Origin of the sequence: Xanthomonas sp. BRIP62411 (assembly GCF_003993525.1) — a bacterium.
Taxonomy (GTDB): domain Bacteria; phylum Pseudomonadota; class Gammaproteobacteria; order Xanthomonadales; family Xanthomonadaceae; genus Xanthomonas; species Xanthomonas euroxanthea.
This window is the reverse complement of sequence record NZ_QEZI01000007.1, coordinates 50,449-67,631: the sequence shown is the minus strand read 5'-3', so window position 1 is coordinate 67,631 and position 17,183 is coordinate 50,449. Positions and strand designations below refer to the sequence as shown.

General features: G+C 67.7%; 10 protein-coding genes. 3 read left to right on the top strand and 7 right to left on the bottom strand.

Annotation, left to right across the window (positions count from 1 at the left end; genetic code table 11):
- Positions 1–175 precede the first annotated feature (175 nt).
- Complete coding sequence (locus tag EO139_RS03855; protein WP_104586236.1) at positions 176–556, bottom strand: I78 family peptidase inhibitor; 381 nt, start codon at positions 554–556, stop codon at positions 176–178.
- Positions 557–615: 59 nt separating this feature from the next.
- Here EO139_RS03855 and EO139_RS03850 point away from each other — a divergent pair, with 59 nt between their 5' ends.
- Positions 616–1,917 carry a DNA topoisomerase IB gene (locus EO139_RS03850; RefSeq protein WP_241235909.1) on the top strand — a complete coding sequence of 434 codons (1,302 nt, stop codon included), beginning with the start codon at positions 616–618 and terminating at the stop codon, positions 1,915–1,917.
- Positions 1,918–1,919: 2 nt separating this feature from the next.
- Here EO139_RS03850 and EO139_RS03845 read toward each other — a convergent pair whose 3' ends face one another.
- Positions 1,920–2,483, bottom strand: a complete 564-nt coding sequence (locus EO139_RS03845; RefSeq protein ID WP_232099144.1) for a methyltransferase domain-containing protein — start codon at positions 2,481–2,483, stop codon at positions 1,920–1,922.
- An 890-nt stretch (positions 2,484–3,373) separates the two neighbouring features.
- A complete protein-coding gene (locus EO139_RS03840; RefSeq protein WP_016901594.1) occupies positions 3,374–3,718 on the bottom strand; it encodes a hypothetical protein in 345 nt (114 codons plus the stop codon).
- Positions 3,719–3,992: 274 nt separating this feature from the next.
- Between EO139_RS03840 and EO139_RS03835 the strand changes: the two genes are divergently transcribed.
- A complete protein-coding gene (locus EO139_RS03835; protein WP_126969375.1) occupies positions 3,993–4,874 on the top strand; it encodes a pirin family protein in 882 nt (293 codons plus the stop codon).
- Between the two features lie 207 nt (positions 4,875–5,081).
- A complete protein-coding gene (locus EO139_RS03830) occupies positions 5,082–5,696 on the top strand; it encodes an NAD(P)H-dependent oxidoreductase (protein WP_119130028.1) in 615 nt (204 codons plus the stop codon).
- Positions 5,697–5,902: 206 nt separating this feature from the next.
- Here the strand turns inward: EO139_RS03830 and EO139_RS03825 are convergent, their stop codons facing one another.
- From EO139_RS03825 to EO139_RS03805, 4 genes are all read right to left on the bottom strand, one after another.
- Positions 5,903–6,850, bottom strand: a complete 948-nt coding sequence (locus tag EO139_RS03825) for a LysR family transcriptional regulator (RefSeq protein ID WP_104650095.1) — start codon at positions 6,848–6,850, stop codon at positions 5,903–5,905.
- A 421-nt stretch (positions 6,851–7,271) separates the two neighbouring features.
- Positions 7,272–7,493: a hypothetical protein gene (locus tag EO139_RS03815; protein WP_126969373.1), complete on the bottom strand. Its 222-nt coding sequence runs from the start codon at positions 7,491–7,493 to the stop codon at positions 7,272–7,274.
- Positions 7,490–16,018 (bottom strand): glucoamylase family protein, encoded by an 8,529-nt coding sequence (locus tag EO139_RS03810; protein WP_206515117.1) that lies wholly within the window; start codon positions 16,016–16,018, stop codon positions 7,490–7,492. The genes EO139_RS03815 and EO139_RS03810 overlap by 4 nt, the downstream gene beginning before the upstream one ends.
- Before the next feature lie 262 nt (positions 16,019–16,280).
- A complete protein-coding gene (locus EO139_RS03805) occupies positions 16,281–17,111 on the bottom strand; it encodes a trypsin-like serine protease (RefSeq protein WP_115675523.1) in 831 nt (276 codons plus the stop codon).
- Positions 17,112–17,183: the final 72 nt, after the last annotated feature.

Sequence of the window (17,183 nt, the reverse complement as noted above, 5' to 3'; positions counted from 1 at the left end):
GGCGACGACGTTGCAGCGCTCGATCCGTGGAGCGTTTCGAAGAGGTCACCGGATAATCGACTAGACCACAGTTGATGCGGTGCCGCAATACACCGTTACAGCTGCAACGAGGGCGGCCGCGAGGCCTTGTGCCAGCTAGCTCGGCGCCTGTTCGCCAACAGGCGCCAGGTGGCGCTCAGCCGCAACGCACCGAGGCGATCACGTTCTTGGCATCCACTTCCAGGTTGAGCCGCTCGCCGTTGAACTCCATCGTGGTCATCTGGCCGGGTTTGAGCACGCGCACCGATTTGGCGCCGGCATCGGTGCGGGCCTGTTCGCTCACCGCGTCGGTCAGCGCCTGGCCCACCAGCGACTGCACCTGGGTGGCATCGCAGCTGCCGATCGGCGGCGCTTCGGGCGCGGCGGCCGGTGCCGGTGCGGCGGCTTGTTCGGCGGCTTGCTGCGCCTTGGCGGAGACGGCTTCCTGCTCGTCCGGTTGCGGCGAGCCGCAGGCACTCAATGCCGCCAGCACGACCAAGGTACAAGCCAGGCGGGCGGTAGGCAGGACAGCGCGCATCGATAACTCCAGCACAATGAGGGGAAGCCCAAGCATAAGCAGAAAACCCGCTCGCGGGCATCGCTTGCCCACATGGCGTTGTCGCAGCGTTGACGCGGCCTAGTCCCGCCCGGCCCAACAATCGGCGCCTGTCCTTCGATCCATGCGCAATGAAAGCCAAACGTGTTCTTCGCAATGCCGCAGGCACCGCCAGTGCGGCCGGCAAGCTGGCCTCCGTTGCCGCCGGCGCGGTGGCCGCCACGGCCGCGGTGGCGAGCGTGGCCGCGGTCGCGCAGGCCAAGGCCACCGCGCGCGCGGCCGGGCTCACCTACGTCAACGATCAGCAGCCCGGCATCAGCCGCCGCAAGGCCGGCAAGAGCTTCAGTTACCGCAGCGCAGACGGGCAACGCGTGGCCGATGCGGAGACCTTGCAGCGCATCCGCGCCCTGGCCATTCCGCCGGCATATACCGAGGTGTGGATCTGCGCCAAGCCCAACGGCCATCTGCAGGCCACCGGGCGCGATGCGCGCCGGCGCAAGCAGTACCGCTACCACGCCGATTGGGCGCAGGTGCGTGGCGAAGGCAAGTTCGAACGGGTGATCGCCTTCGGCCAGGCATTGCCCAAGCTACGCCGCCGGCTGCGCCGCGATCTGGTCCTGCCGGGCTTTCCGCGCGAGAAGGTGCTGGCGATCGTGGTGGCGTTGCTGGCCGACACCCTGGTGCGCGTGGGCAATGCTGAATATGCGCGCAGCAATCGTTCCTACGGGCTGACCACCTTGCGCAACCGGCATATGGAATTCCTGCGCGGCGGACGTGCGCGGCTGAAGTTCCGCGGCAAGAGCGGCCAGGATCACGATATCGAGGTGGACGACAAGCAGCTGGTCAAACTGATCCGCGAATGCCAGCAATTGCCGGGGCAATCGCTGTTCCAGTACCGCGATGACGACGGCCAGCTGCAGCCGGTGGATTCGGGCGAGGTCAACGACTACCTGCGCGAAGCGATGGGCGAGGATTTCACCGCCAAGGATTTCCGCACCTGGGGCGGCACGCTGGCCGCGCTGCAACGGCTGGCACGCCTGCCACTGCCCGAGCGCATGAGCGAACGCGCGCTGACCCAGGTGCAGAACGATGTCATCCGCGAAGTGGCCAACGCGCTGGGCAACACGCCCTCGGTGTGTCGCAAGGCCTACATCGACCCATGCGTGTTCGAAGGCTGGCGTGCCGGCCACTTGCAGGCCATGGCCACCGGCGTGCGCGGCGAGCGCCAGTGGGAAGCGGCCACGCTGCGCTTTCTGACCGACTCGCGCAGCAAGCCAGGCAAAACCAGCAGCAAACCGCGCAAGGCGGCCGGGGCGCGCCCGCGCCGTGCAGCATCGGCCTGAGGCTATCGCCGACAGGCGCGATGCTGGATGCGGTAGGTCGTCGCAGGCGGCACGTTACGGTAGGTGCGCCCGATCCTGACGGCCTCCAGATCCAGCGCGTCGAGTATCTGCGCCGGAACCGAGCACTTGAATCCGTAGGTAAACAGGTACAGCCGGCCGCCGGGCTTCAACTGTAGGAAGGCGCCACGCAGGATCGCGGCCACCTGATGCGCCGGCATGTTCAACAAGCCAAGGCCGCAGACCACGGCATCGACGCAGGCTCCATCGATGCGGGGTACCGATTCGAGATCGGCAACATCCATCTGCAGCAAGCGTGCGTGTGGAAAGCGCTGCCTGAGCAACGCGGAGAAGGTGGCGTTGTACTCGAGCAGGATGAGGTTCTTTTCCCGCACGCCCTTGTCGATCATTGCCTGAGTGAACACGCCGGTGCCCGGCCCGAGTTCGAGAACGCGGCCGGTCTGTTCCGACAACTCGGATGTGATGACGGAGGCGAGTGCGCGTCCGGAGGGGAGTATCGCGGCAACGGAGCAGGGTGCGGTGAGCCATTCGCGAAAAAACGACGTCATATACGAACGAGCCATCTATCCTCACAACATTGAAAGAGTTCGTTCAAACCGTAGCTGCGCATATCGGTGCAAATGCGCGATCGTGCGAAAAACAAGGCTAAAGCAAGACGCTGTCCGCCGTCTGTCCTGACTGCGAATCGGCCACAAGAGTTCAGGTTCTTATCAGCATTGGTGCCGTGGCAAGGCCACGTGGGCACTGCACTGATGACGTCATCAAAGAGCAGGTGTCTGGGCGATCGTCGCTGCAGGCGATGGCCTGGTGCAGTGCGCCGCGCTTGCACAAACGCCTGCATTGCACAGGTGGCGACAGCCAAACTGCGCGGTGGGCACAGCGCGTCAATCGTGCAGACGCTGCGCACCGACAGCAACGATGGCGCATCGTTGCGTGTGCACGCCGGACAACTGGCAGGTCATGCTCGGGTGTGCAGGCACGCGCGCATCCAGGCGATTTGCACGCACTGTCCAATTGACGCGTGCCATCGCACGATGGTCTGGCGTCGTCATCCGGCGTGCGGTGTTGGCAATGGACTGCAGGCCGGGCGAGATCAGCCGCCACGGCCGGCAGCGCGATCGCGCTGAGCGCCGATCCCTGGGGAGCGGCCATGGCGCCAACCAAGGCAGATGCCTGCATCCGGCCGCCGCATCGAACACGTTGCTGATCCACTAGGCGTGATCAGCGCCGTGGCGACGAATGGCGGCATGCTGCCGCCTGCCGCACCGGCGGCTGGGCCAACGCCAGTTCCGTCAGCCCATGGGATAGCGCCCAGCGGTGCGGTTGGCCGGTTCGCCAGCGTGGGGTCGGGCCGTGGTCCGGCAGTTGCAGGCAACGTGGTGCCTGCGCGCTACGCGTGGCCGCCCGAGGGGGGCGGCCACGCTGCCGGGGGCCAGTCTTAGCCGCAGTAGATCGCGGTGATGTTGTTGTTCGGGCCGGTCTCGACGGTGAGGTGATCGCCGCCGCTTTCGCTGGCGCCCTGGGCCGGGTCGGCCAGGCCGCTGGCAGTGGTACCGCCGGTGGCGCGTTCGCCGCGGCGCACGCTGACCTGCAGGCTGTCGCTGTCCACACGCGCCCGTTCGATGGTCTGCGCTGCAGCGGCCAGGCCGACCGCGCCGCGCACCTTGTCGATATGGCACTGGCCGGAGATGGCCCCGTCGATGGGCTGCACCTGCGCAACCTGGTTGGAGGCACAGGCCGAGAGCAACAACACGGCAGCGAGCGGGGCGAGGGTGCGGATCATCGGGGTCTCCAGCGGAAGAATGTGGCAAGCGTGAAGAACCCGTCGTTGGCGTGGCATGAAGACTGCCGCAGGCGCGGTGCAAGACGCACCATGCCTGCCGCTGCCCGGGGCGCCGCGCCGGGCCCTTGTTGCGTGCCCCGCAGTGCCCGCCTGCGATTACTGCGATTTCTGGACGACTCCACTCCACATCTTCCGGCTAGTCCATCAATCGGTGGATCTTTACTGTGTGCCTCACGGGGCCGCGCGCCCCACCATCGCCGCAAGGAGATCTGGCATGCACGCACAACTGGCGACCGCCGACCCCGCTCAGCCGCAGCACACGCCCAGCGAGCTGGGCGCGCCGCGCCCGGTGGTGTTCCGCACCCGCGGCAGCACCCGCGGCCCGATCACCCGGCTGATGAGCCCGGGCGACCTGGGCCAGCTGGTCAAGCCGTTCGTGTTCCTGGACCTGTTCACCGTCGAGCCGTCGATCGGCGGTGCGCCGATGGGGATGCACCCGCATTCGGGCATTGCCACGCTCACCTACCTGATGAGTGGCCAGCTGGGCTACGAAGATTCCACCGGCGAACAGGGCATCCTGCCGACCGGCGGGGTGGAGTGGATGCGTGCCGGCAACGGCGTCTGGCACGACGGTGGGCTGGCCGGCCAGGCCACGGTTAAGGGCTTCCAGCTGTGGGTCGCCTTGCCCGCCAGCGAAGAAAATGCCCCGGCGCAAAGCCTGTATCTGTCGCCCGACGATGTGCCGGTAGCCGGCCCGGTGCGGGTGCTGCTGGGTCGCTACGGCGCGCTGGAAAGCAGGATCCCGGCGCCGGCCGACATGACCTACCTGGGCGTGCAGCTGCGCGGCGGCGAGACCTGGCGCTATGTGCCGCCGGCCGGTCACACGGTGGCCTGGATCGCGGTGCACGGCGGCCAGCTGGAGGCGGCCGAGACCATCGGCAGCGGCCAGATGGCGGTGTTCAAGGATGCCGAGCAGGCCATCGAGGTGGCGGCGGTGGGGGCGACCTCCTTCGTACTGGGCTCGGCGGTCAAGCATCCGCACGCGCTGGTGATGGGCCACTACTCGGTGCACACCAGCGAGGCCACGCTGGCGCAGGGTGAGGCGGAAATCCGCCGCATCGGCGAGCAGTTGCGCGCGCGCGGCCGCCTGGCCTGAGCCCGACGCCAGCGGCCGGCCATGCATGCCGTGTGGCCGGCGCACAGCGCGCCGGTTGCCAGCCACACCGACGCACTGCCGACGCTTACCAACCGGCGCGCCTTCGGCAGCTCATCTCAATCACCACCTCCACCACGTCGATGCGTGTGCGCCTGCGCCACGCGTCGCCGAATCCCTCACCTCCCACACGTTTCCAAAGGTACCGACATGAAACTGCTCCATCTCGATTCCAGCATCCTCGGCGCTTACTCGGCCAGCCGTCAGCTCTCGGCGGCCACCGTCGCAAGGTTGCAGTCCGGCAACAGCGATATCGCGGTGACCTACCGCGATCTGGCCGCCGAGCCGCTGGCGCATCTGTCCGGCGCGCATCTGGCGGCCCAGCAGAATCCCACCGGCGACCAGAGCCCGGCACTGGCCGCTGAACTTGCCACCAGTGCGGCGGTGCTGCAGGAGTTCCTGGATGCCGACACCGTGGTGATCGGCGTGGCGCTGTACAACTTCACCATCCCGACCCAGCTCAAGGCCTGGATCGATCGGGTGCTGGTGGCCGGCAAGACCTTCCGCTACAACGCGCAGGGCGTGCCCGAAGGGCTGGCCGGCAACAAGCGCGTGATCCTGCTGGTGGCGCGTGGCGGCTTCTATGGCGCCGGCTCGCCGATGGCATCGCTGGAGCATGCAGAGAGCTACATGCGCACCGCGCTGGGCTTTGTCGGCGTGCACGCCCCCGAGGTCATCGTGGCCGAAGGCCTGGCCACTGGCGCAGACGCCCGCCAGGCGGGGATTGCCAGCGCCCAGCAGCAGATCGATGGGCTTGCTGCCTGAGTGATGTGGCGGGCGATGCGTGCCGGGGGGCATCGCCCGCGCTGGCAATCATGTCATCCGTTTGCACGGTGCCGATCTTTCACACGTGCCGACACTGCATCGAGCGGACAGCGTGCCGCTGGATGGACCACATTTCGCGCGCATGCTCGGTGCGAAGACTGGATCGAATCAAGGCGTTGAAACCGCTGCACTCCGCATCGCCACGCTCACCGCACGCCCGGCATGGCGACGCTGTTCGCCAAGCCAGTCACCTCTTTGCATTCAGCCGCATTCAATCGCGTCGTCACGGCCTGGATGAACGCCGACACCGCGCGCGGCAGATGGTGCCGGCTTGGATACAGCGCGTACAGGCTCTGACCCTTGCGTTGAAAATCCGGCAACACCACGGTCAGGCGACCTTCGTGGATATCGGGCCAGGTGAGCGCCTGCGGCAACAACGCGATGCCGAGCCCGGCCACCGCCGCAAGCCGCAACGCGCGGGCGGTGGTGGCAGCCATGCGCGCCTGCACCTGGACGTCTTCGGCAAGCCCGGACGGGCCGACCAGGGTCCAGGTGGCGTACCCGCTCGGATGCGGGAAACTGAGGCAGTCGTGCCGCGGCAATTCATCCAGCCGCAGCGGCCTGCCGCGTGCCTGCAGGTAGCCGGGGCTGGCCACCAGCACATCGTTGGTGTCGGCCAGGATCTGGCGGCCGACATAGCCCAGGTCCGTCACCACACCGCCCCGGAAGGCCACATCGATGCGCTCGGCGATCAGGTCGGCCTTGGCGTCGCTGAGCACGAATTCCAGGCGCACGCGCGGATGCGCGGCGAGAAATTCGCCCACCCATTCAACGCGAAAGAAATCCAGGAAATCCGCCGGCGCCGCCACCCGCACCAGGCCGGCCGCTTCCTCGCCACCTGCCACCAGGCTCTGCCCGGCGGAGGTCAGCCCGTCCACCGCGTCGGCGCAACGTTCGTAAAAGGCCTGCCCGGCATCGGTCAGGGTGAGCTTGCGGGTGGAGCGTTGCATCAGGCGCGTGTCCAGCTGCGCTTCCAGCTGCTGCACGCGCCGGCTGACGCTGTTGGGCGCGGTGCCCAGGCGGCGCGCGGCCTCGGCAAAACTGCCGCTGCGCACCACCTGCACGTACAGCGCAATGTCATTGAGATCGATCACCAGCGGCCTTGGCAGGTGTAAACGCGGAGTCTAAGCGTGCTGGCTGCGCGCAGTCGATCATGACGGCATCGAGTGCTGTATGCGGCAGCTGTGGCTGCAGGGCCCTTGCCCGCCCACCATCGCAGGACACGCCGCAAGTACGTCCTTGTAGGCTCTTACGCGGCATCCATGCCGCGTAAGGTCCCGCGACTGTGAGCGGGCAAGGACCAGTCGAGATGGTCGGTACGCAAAGTAAGAGCAGTGCTGGGTGCGCCTTGTTCAATCGTGAAGCATCGGCTCCACGTCTGATGCGCACCGCACGAGAGACAGCTTTCAGATGAGCGCCGACCACCTGTCTGGTGCGGTGTCCTCGCCGGTTGCGGGATCGTGTGGCGGCATGGATGCCGCCACCGAGCCGCCGCCGTGGAGATTGCCGACGCGCTTATTGCGCGCGCGTCAGTCCGTGGCGGTGCAGCAGCTGCCGCAGGCGGCGCTGCACCCGCTGCAGGTCCGACTTGTCCGCCTCGTCGAGAATGCCTTTGGCCAAGGCATCGAATTGCGGCCAGAACTGGCTGGGGTCGCGCACCCGCTGCGGCCAGACCGACAGCATCTTGCCCAGGTCGGCGAGTTGATGGCTGGTATGGGTATGTCTGCGTGTGCTCATGTCGCGTCCGCCGGCCAGTCCAGTGCCACAGCGTGGACCGCGCCGTCGTCAACCAGGGTGAAAGCCAGCTCGGCCTGTGTCACGCCGTCGATCTCCAGCCGCGCCTCGATGTCCGGGCGCTGGGTGACGTCGATGACATAGGTGCTGCTGCCGAAGCGATAGCGCAGCTGGTAGCCCGGCCAGCCGGCCGGGATGCACGGCACGATGTGCATGCGCTCGCCGTGGCGCTGCAGGCCGAGCAGCGATTCGGTCAGCAGCCGGTACATCCAGCCGGCCGCGCCGGTATACCAGCTCCAGCCGCCGCGGCCGGCGTGCGGCGCCACCGCGTAGACATCGGCGGCCAGCACATAGGGCTCGGCCTTGTAGCGTTGCATGCCGGCCGCGTCGCGGGCGTGGTGGATCGGGTTGATCAGGCCGGCCAGTTGCCAGGCGCGCGCGCTGTCGCCGCGGTGGGCAAAGGCCATCGTCGCCCACACCGCCGCATGCGTGTACTGGCCGCCGTTTTCACGCACGCCGGGGACGTAACCACGGATATAGCCGGGGTCATGCCCGGTGCGGTCGAACGGGGGCACCAGCAGCTTGACGATACCGGCGTCCGCATCCACCAGCTGCTGGTGCATCGCCTCCATCGCTTGCGCACTGCGTGCAGGATCCATCGCCCCGGACAGCACCGCCCAGCTCTGCGACAGCGAATCGATGCGGCATTCGTCCGAATCGCTCGAACCCAGCGGCGTGCCGTCGTCGAACCAGGCCCGCCGGTACCACTGCCCGTCCCAGGCGTGCTGTTCCAGCGCGGTGCGCAAGGCCTGCGCCTGCGTGCGGCAGGTTGCCGCAAAGGCTGCATCGTCGCGTTGTGCGGCCACGGCGGAAAAGCGCAGCAACGCGTCGTAGAGGAAAAAGCCCAGCCACACGCTTTCGCCCTTGCCGTCCTTGCCGACCCGGTTCATGCCGTCGTTCCAGTCGCCGCTGCCGATCAGTGGCAGGCCGCGCTCGCCCAGCCGTGCCATGCCGCGTTGCAGGGCGAGCACGCAGTGCGCGTACAGCGACTGCACGTTGCCGGTGATCTGCGGCAGGTCGTAATACGATTCCTCGTCGGGCTTGAGGGCGCGCCCGTCGATGAAGCTCACCCGCTCGTCCAGCACGCTGGCATCTGCGGTGACCTCCAGATAACGGCACAGCGCCTGCGGCAACCACAGAAAATCGTCCGAGCACTGCGTGCGCACGCCGCGGTCCTGCGGCGGATGCCACCAATGCTGCACATCGCCCTGCGCAAACTGATGCGCAGCACAGCGCAGCAGATGCGCGCGGGCCAGCGCCGGCTGCGCGTGCACCATCGCCATGCTGTCCTGCAGCTGGTCGCGGAACCCGTAGGCGCCACCGGACTGGTAGTAGCCGCTGCGTGCCAGGAACCGGCAGGCGATGGTCTGGTAGAGCAGCCAGCCGTTGGCCAGCAGGTCCACCGCCGGGTCGGGCGTGCGCACCTGCACGCTGCCCAGCACCTGCTGCCAGTGCGCGCGCACCGCCAGCAAGGCGGCTTGCGCGGCGGCAACCCCGCGGCTCTGGCGTGCCAGTGCCAGCGCGGTGTCGCGATCCACCGCCGCGCCCAGGCGGAACACCGTTTCAAAGCTCTGCTCGGCCGCCAGCGTCACCGGAATCTGGATCGCCGCGCACGGGTCCAGGCCGGCACCCACGCGCCCGGACAGGCGTTGCCGGCCGAGTGCTGCGGGCGCGGCCAGGCTGCCGTTGCGCCCGATGAATTCGCTGCGGTCTGCGGTGATGCTGCGGCTGGGCGCATCGGCATCGAAGAATGCCACCCGCCCGTCGAACTCGGTGTTGTACGGGTTGCGCGCGGTCAGCACGCTGCTGCCCAGGTCCACCTCGCTGACCACATGCAACTGCGAGCGTGTGCGGATGTCGCCCAGCACCCATTCCACATAGCCGGTCACGCTGAGCCGGCGCGGGCGCCCGGACAGATTCTTCAGCCGCAGATGGCTGAACTTGATCGGCCGTTCCACATCGACGAACACCCACAGCTCGCTGCCGATGCCGTGTTCGATATGGCTGTAGACGCTGTAACCGAACCCGTGGCGCACCGTGTAGCGCGCGTTGCCGCGACACGGCAGCGCCATCGGCGACCAGACCTGGCCGGTGTCTTCGTCGCGCAGGTAGAACGCCTCGCTGGAGGCATCGCCGACCGGGTCGTTGTGCCACGGCGTGAGCCGGAATTCGTGCGCGTTTTCGGCCCAGCTGTAACCGGGGCTGCTGTCGCTGACCACCGTGCCGAAGTGCGCATTGGCCATCACGTTGCACCAGGGCGCCGGCGTGGCCGTGCCCGGGTCCAGGGTGATGCGGTATTCGCGGCCGTCGGCAGCGAACGCGCCCAGGCCGTTGTCGAACGCCACCGCTTCTTCGGCTGCGGCCTGCAGGGTGGTGTCCAGGTAGGCGGCGTGCGTGCTGCTTGGATAATCGGCGCTGTCCAGTTGCTGGATGGGTTCCAGCGCCGGCGGCAGCGCGCGTGCGCTGGGGTGGCGTTGCAGCTGCGCGTCCAGGCTGCCGTTGGCATCGCTGAGGATCGCGCGCGCCACGGTCTGCAGCAGCACGCGGTCTTCCTGCGAGATGTGTTCGATGGCGCGCACGAAGATGCCGCCAGGGCGGTCGAGCACATTGGCCTCGGGGTCGGCGGCGATCAGGCCCAGGATGGCGTCCTGCAGCGACTGCCGATAGCCGGACTGGCTTTCGTTCCAGATCACCAGATCCGCGCGCAGGCCTTTCAGGCGCCAGTACGCGTGCGCCTGCACCAGCTGGCGCACCAGCTCCAGATTGTCCGGGTCGGTGATGCGCAACAGCACGATCGGCAGGTCGCCGGAGATGGCGTGACTCCACAACGCCGACTGGCCGCGGTGGTTGTGCAGCAGCACCTCGTTGTCGGCGCGCAGTTGCGGGTCCACGAACAGCACGCGCGCGGCCAGCCGCTCGTAGCGCATCGCGTCGTCCAGCGAGGCATTGATCTGCCGGCGGGTGACCTGGCTCTGGGTCAGCGCCAGGTCGAACACGCGATCGGCCAGACGGCGGTCGCGGTACTTGTCGATCAACGCGGTGCAGGCCGCGCGCTGGGTACCGACGCCGTAGACCATGTCCACCTGCGCCTGTTGGTCCGGTGCCAGCGAAATACGGCAGCGGATCGCCACGATCGGGTCCAGCACCGAGCCGGCTGCGCCGGACAGGCTGGCCTGACCGTGCAGCGCCAGCGGATCGCGGGTGCTGCGCCCGCGCCCGACAAACGCGGCGCGGTCGGTCTCGTAGGAGATCGACGCCACATCGGCATCGTGCACGGCCACCAGGTGCAGCATCCACGGCTGCGCTTCGTCATGCCCGCGCGGGCGTCGTGTGCACAGCAGCGCCTGTTTGTCGGCCAGGATCTCGGTCTGCACGAACAGGTTGCTGAAGGCCGGATGTGCCTCGTCGGCCTGCGCCGGTGCCAGCACCACTTCGGCATAGGTGGTGATTTCGATCACGCGCGTCTGCCGCGAGCGGTTGCGGATGCGCAGCCGGCGCAGTTCCACGTCGTCCTCGGCGGAAATGGCGATTTCCAGATGGCTGTCGTAACGCTGGTGGCTGCCCTTGAACTCGGCCTTGGCCTCGGAAAAGATTGCCTCGTAGCGCTCCACCGGCACGCAGGTGGGCTGGTGCGCGGCCGACCACACCACGCCGCTGTCCACATCGCGCAGGTAGCAGAACGTGCCCCAGTGATCGCGGGTGCCGTCCTCGCGCCAGCGCGTCACCGCCATGTCGCGCGCGCGGCTGTAGCCACCGCCGGCCGAGGTCAGCATGCCGTGGTAGCGCCCGTTGGACAGCAACTGCAGCGCCGGCTGGGCCAGGCTGGGGTCGCGATGGATGCGCAAGGCCATGCCCGCCTCGGCGGCCACCGGGCGTTGCGCCGCGTCGGCCAGGCCTTTGACGTAGACGCCTGCGCGCGGTGCGCGCTCCTGCAGCAGCAATAGCGTGGCCTGGAACTGCGGGTCGGCGACAAAGCGCCGCTGCATCGGCGCATCGCGCAACACGTGGTCCAGCGCCAGCAGCGCCATGCCCTGGTGATGCGACATGAACGAGCGCACCAGCGCGTGGTGTTCGCCACGCGGCACCCGCGACGGGGTGTAGTCGATCGCCTCGTACAAGCCGAAGCGCCCGCCAAATCCCAGCGCCTGCAGCTGCTGCAGGTTGCGGCAGGCCGCATCCGGTTCGACCATCAATGCCATGGCGCTGGCATATGGGGCGATCACCAGGTCCTGGCCCAGGCCGCGCTTGAGCCCCAGGCCGGGCACGCCAAAGGCGCGGTACTGGTAATTGCGCCGCGTATCGACCGTGTTGTAGCCCGATTCGGACACGCCCCACGGCACCGCGCGCGCGGCGCCGTAGCGGATCTGCGCCTGCACCGCGCCACGCATCGAGCGGCTCAGCAGCGTCTGCGGGTAGCTGGGCATCACCAGGTCGGGCATCAGGTACTCGAACATCGAGCCGCTCCATGACAGCAGCGTCGGTTCGGCGCCGGTGTCGGTGAGCGTGCGCCCGAGTGCGAACCAGCTGTCCTGCGGCAGCTTGCCCTGGGCAATGGCCACGAAGATCCCCAAGCGTGCCTCGGAGGCGAGCAGATCGTAATGCCCGCTGTCCAGGCGGTGGTCGTCGACGTTGTAGCCGATCGAGAGCAACTGCTGGGCGGGGGTGTAGAGGAAGTCGTAGTCCATCTGCGCCAGTTGCCCGGCGATATGCGCAAGCCGTTGCAGCTCCTGCACGCGTGCGGCGGCCCAGGTCTGTACGCCAGGTGTGTGGTGGCCGGCGGCGAGTTGGCGCAGCGTGGCGACGGTGGCGCCAGGCGTCTGCGTCGCGTGCGTATCGGTATCGGCAGGCGTGCCTGCACAATGGATCACCTCGGCCAGGGCGGCCGCACAGCTGTCGATCAAGCGTTGCGGCCACGGCTCGTCGTCGTCGCTGCCCGGCATCAGCGCCAGGAGCGTGTGGCTCTGCGCCAGCAGCAGGGCCAGCGCCTGCTCAGCCTGGTGCAGGTTCGGCGCGGGCTGGCTGCGGATGCGCTGCACGCTCTGCGCCATTGCGTCCAGCGCCTCGGTGGCGGCGTCGCTGCGTGTGCGTGCTGGCGATGCCAGCAGGCCCAGGATGTCGGCCAGTCCATCGAATACGGCCATCGACACCGCCGGTGCATCCACCAGCGCCAGCAGCCCTTGCCGCAGCGTCAGCAGATGCCCGACCAGGTTGCCGCTGTCCACGGTGGAGACGTAGCGTGGCAACAACGGCACCAGCGTTTCGGTGTCGTACCAGTTGTAGAAATGGCCGCGGTAGCGCGGCAGCGTTTCCAGCGTGGCCAGGGTATCGGCCACGCGGGTCATCACGCCGGCCACCGTCAGGTAGCCCAGATCGTAGGCGGCCAGATTGGCCAGCAGACCCAGGCCGATATTGGTCGGCGAGGTGCGGTTGGCCACCACCGTGACCGGATATTCCTGCACGTTGTCCGGCGGCAGCCAATGATGCTGCGCCGTGCAATGGCTCTCGAAGAACGCCCAGGTTTGCCGCGACAATCCACCCAGGAAGGCGCGCTGCTCCTGCGACAGCTGTGCCACCGGCGCGGCGGGCTGCTCGCCCAGCCAGGCCATCAACCAGGGCGCGCCCATCCACGCCAGCCCCAGCGGCAATGCCGCCCACAGGGCCAGCGGCGACCACCAAGCCACCGCGGCGACCACCAAGGCCGCACTGCAGGCCGCGCCGGCCATCAGCTGTTGCTCGGCATTGCCGCTGCGCGCGCTGCGTTCCACTTCGCTGGAGGGCGCCCACTGCAACAGGTGGCGCCGGGTGATCGTCATCCGCACCAGCGTGCGGGCGATTGCCGACAGCTGCAGCCCCGCTTCGAATGGCAGGCAGGCCAGCACCACGCCGGTGCGCAGCAGGTGCTGACGCAGCCCCATCCCGACCTGGCGCGCGTGATGGCGCAGTCCCAGGCCCTCGGGAGGATGCGCCAGCGCATACAGCGCCGAACACAGCCCCGGCAGCAACCACAGCACCAGCAGCCACAGCGTCCAGCGCAACGGGGTGGGCGAGACCAGCCAGCCGATCACCAACAAGCCCAAGGCGGCCGGTGCCACCAGGCTGCGGCGCAGGTTGTCCAGCAACTTGCCGCGCGACAACCACGACAGCGGATTGCGCGCGCGTCGGCCGCCACGGTCGGGCACCCACGGCAACAGCCATGGCAACAACTGCCAGTCGCCACGCACCCAGCGTGCGCGCCGCTTGGCATCGGTGGCATAGCGTTGCGGATGCCGTTCGTACAACCGCACGTCGCTGAGCAAGCCGGCGCGCACGTAGCAGCCTTCCAGCAGGTCATGGCTGAGCACACGGTTGTCGGGGAAGCGGCCGGCCAGCACCTGCTCGAAGGTGGCCACCGCATAGATGCCCTTGCCGATGAAGGAGCCTTCGCCGAACAGATCCTGATACACGTCCGACACCACGCGGGTGTACGGGTCGATGCCCGGCTCGATGCCGAACATGCGCGCAAACCGCGATTCGCCGCCCTCGCTCATGCCGGTGCCCAGGCCGGGCTGCAGAATGCCGTAACCGGCCTCGACGATCTGCCCGGACGCATCCATGCGCGGCACATTCAACGGATGCGACATCGCCCCGACCAGCGCGCGTGCCGCATCCCTCGGCAGGTGGGTGTCGCTGTCGAGCGTGATCACATAGCGCACCTGCACCAGCGCGGCCACATCGCCCTGCACCTGCAGGAATTCGCTGGCTGCCTGCAGCCGCGCGTCGTCGGCGCACAGCAGGCGGTTGAGCGCCTCCAGCTTGCCGCGCTTGCGCTCTGCGCCCATCCAGCAGCCCTCGCCGGCGTTCCACTGGCGTGCGCGGTGCAGCAGGAAGAAACGGTCGCCGTGCGCATCGGCATAGGCCGCGTTGAGCCGGTCGATGTGCTGCGCCGCATGCGCCACCAGCGCCATGTCTGTGGGCAGCACTGCCTGCCCGGCATCGAGGAAATCGGTGAGCAGCGCGAAGTACAGCTGCGCGTCGCGGTTGGCCAGGTAGTGCACCTCCAGCGCGCCGACCAGCTCGTCGATGGCCTCGTGGTTGGCCAGCATGCTCGGCATCACCACCAGCGTGCGGCAATCGGGCGTAATGCCGGCGCGCAGGTCCATGCGTGGCAACGGACGCGGGCGCACCCACAGGGTTGCCACCCAGTTGACCAGCGCAATGCCCAGCTCGCTGGCGGCCAGCAGCGCGATGCCGGCGGTGATCCACCGCAGCATTGGCGGCGCTGCACTCATGCCCTGCAGCAGCACGCCGGTCCACAGCAACGCGACCGCTGCGATCGGCAGCAGGTAGACCGGCAGCGCAACGCGACGCGCACGTGGGCGCAGTGGCGCCGGCGTGCCTGACGCGGCTGGGTCGCGCAGCGCGGCACGCAGCCGCGGCAATCCCGCATCCACCAGGTAATAGCCCACGTGGCTGGCCACCGGCGTGGCGGCATCGGCGTGCGCGGCCAGCTGCAGCACCGCCTCGGCCACGGCCGGCTCGTCGCGCTCCAGGCGCTGCGCCAGCTGTTCCACCACATGCCGGTAGCTATCGCGGGTATGGAAATCCATGCGTGCGTAGACGTCGGCCGGATCCTTGCGCAGGCTCTGCTCGACCACGCTCATGGCCTCGACGAAGTCGCGCCAATCCATCTCGTCCAGGAACCGCAGGCTACCGATGCTGTTGCTGATCGACACCTGCTCGGCTGCCTGGCGCTGGCTTTCGGCGTGCACCAGCGCTTCCACACTGTGGCCCTCGCTTGCCAGCCATTGCTCCACCCAGGCGCTGGCCATCGACAACACCGGCCCGCGGCCCTGGATGCCACGCGTCAGCTCGGCCACGAATGCACCGGTGGCCGGCGGCTGCGAGCGTGCCAGGTCGGCCACCACCACCACCACATCCTTGGGCTGGGTGGCGGCAGTGGTGTTGAGCAATGCCGCCCAATGCGCCGCCAGGCTGCTGTCGCGTCCATCGTGCATGATGTCGTCGGCAATGCGGCGCAGGTTGTCGATCAGCGCCAGCCGCAACATGATCGGAATCGCCCACAACTCGCCGAGCTTGAGTGGCACCACCTGCTGGTAGGCGGCGATGAAACGGCTCAGCGTGATGACATCCACGCGCCCGTCGCCATGCGCCACCACCTGCAAGCCCAGCTCATACACGCGCGGCAGGCCCACCGAGGTGGGCGTGCGCAGGCGCGGCAATTGCCGGCTGTAACCGGGCGGAAGATGCTGGCGCGCCAGGCGCATCTGTTCTTCGACCAGATAATAATTGTCCAGCAACCATTCGCCGGCCGGGTGCAATTGCACGCCATCGGCCGCCATCTCGCTCAATCGTGCAGCAGTGCTGCCAAGCGAGCGCTGGTTGGATTTGAGCTGCGCCAGCAGCAGTTCGCGCGTGGGCCCGGTATGCAGCACATGGGCCTGCGCCAGCGCCTGTCCCAGCGCTTGCATCTGTTCGTCGCCGAACAGGGCCGCGCCTTGCGGCGCTGGATCGACCGGGGACTGTTGCAGTGTTGCGGCTGGCTGCGTGATCGACTGCCACCAGAGGGAGAACGCAGAAGCCTTCCGCTGTAGCGGCATCGAGACATGACCTGTGCAGCAGGTGCGCCGCTAGAGGTTGTGATCATGCGCGCTGGCCCGGTGGCGCATGTGAAGGCAGGCCGCTTCATCGCGATGGTTTCTTCCTGGCACGCGCTAAGGGCAGCCGCGTTGGCTAGTTCCCCGCACAGGAGGCTCCATCTGCCGCGCACATCACGCCATCGATCCAGCTGACATATCGCGAGATGCGCACGTTGTAGACCATTTGCCCATAAAAGCCAGCCTCTAGCGCGTGTTCCGGAACTGCCGTGATCCACGACCCCAGCCCGATGAGTCGCCAAGTGCCCTGACCTTGCACAACGAGGGGGCCGCCGCTGTCACCGCTTCCCAACACACCTTCGAGTGGCAGGCCTTGTGCGGGGGGATCGAATCGATACCAGAGGTAGCGGTCGTTGGCGCCAGTAATGGCGTTGTACGCCCGCCTCAGCGCGCCACGATGTGGAGAGTTGGGAATCTGCCCTTCAATGCCATTGCCGGTTGCCCCCTTTCCTACAAACATGGCGACTTCCGTGACCTCATCGCTGCCTCGATAGAGAGCGACCGGTGCAACCTGCTCAACAGGCGCATCCAACGCGATCAACGCGATGTCATCCGAACCTGCCAGAAAGGCGTGAATCCTGGACGGATCGCCCGACTTCAACGCGTCTTGGCCCAATGCGTCGGGCATGTGCTTGTAGCCAGGATGGACGAATACCCGAGCAACTTTGTAGGCGTTCCCGTTGATGGCTACCTCCGCATCCATGCCTTCCATGGGAGCCGCGTGTGCGGCGGTGACGACCCACTTCGGCGCGATGAGCACGCCATGCCCTTCGCCTGGCATGTCCGCCAGCGCAGGAAACGCTGATTGTTCGATGCGATATTCTGAGTCGTCAACATCGGCGCGGATGACAACCCCCTTCGCCGCGAACGAAAGGGTGAGCAAAGCGACAAACAGCCAGCGTTTCATGTATCCGCACTTCCTTGTAGGTCTTGATCTGAGGCCTATCTGCAACGCGTTTGCAAATCCCGCCACACGATA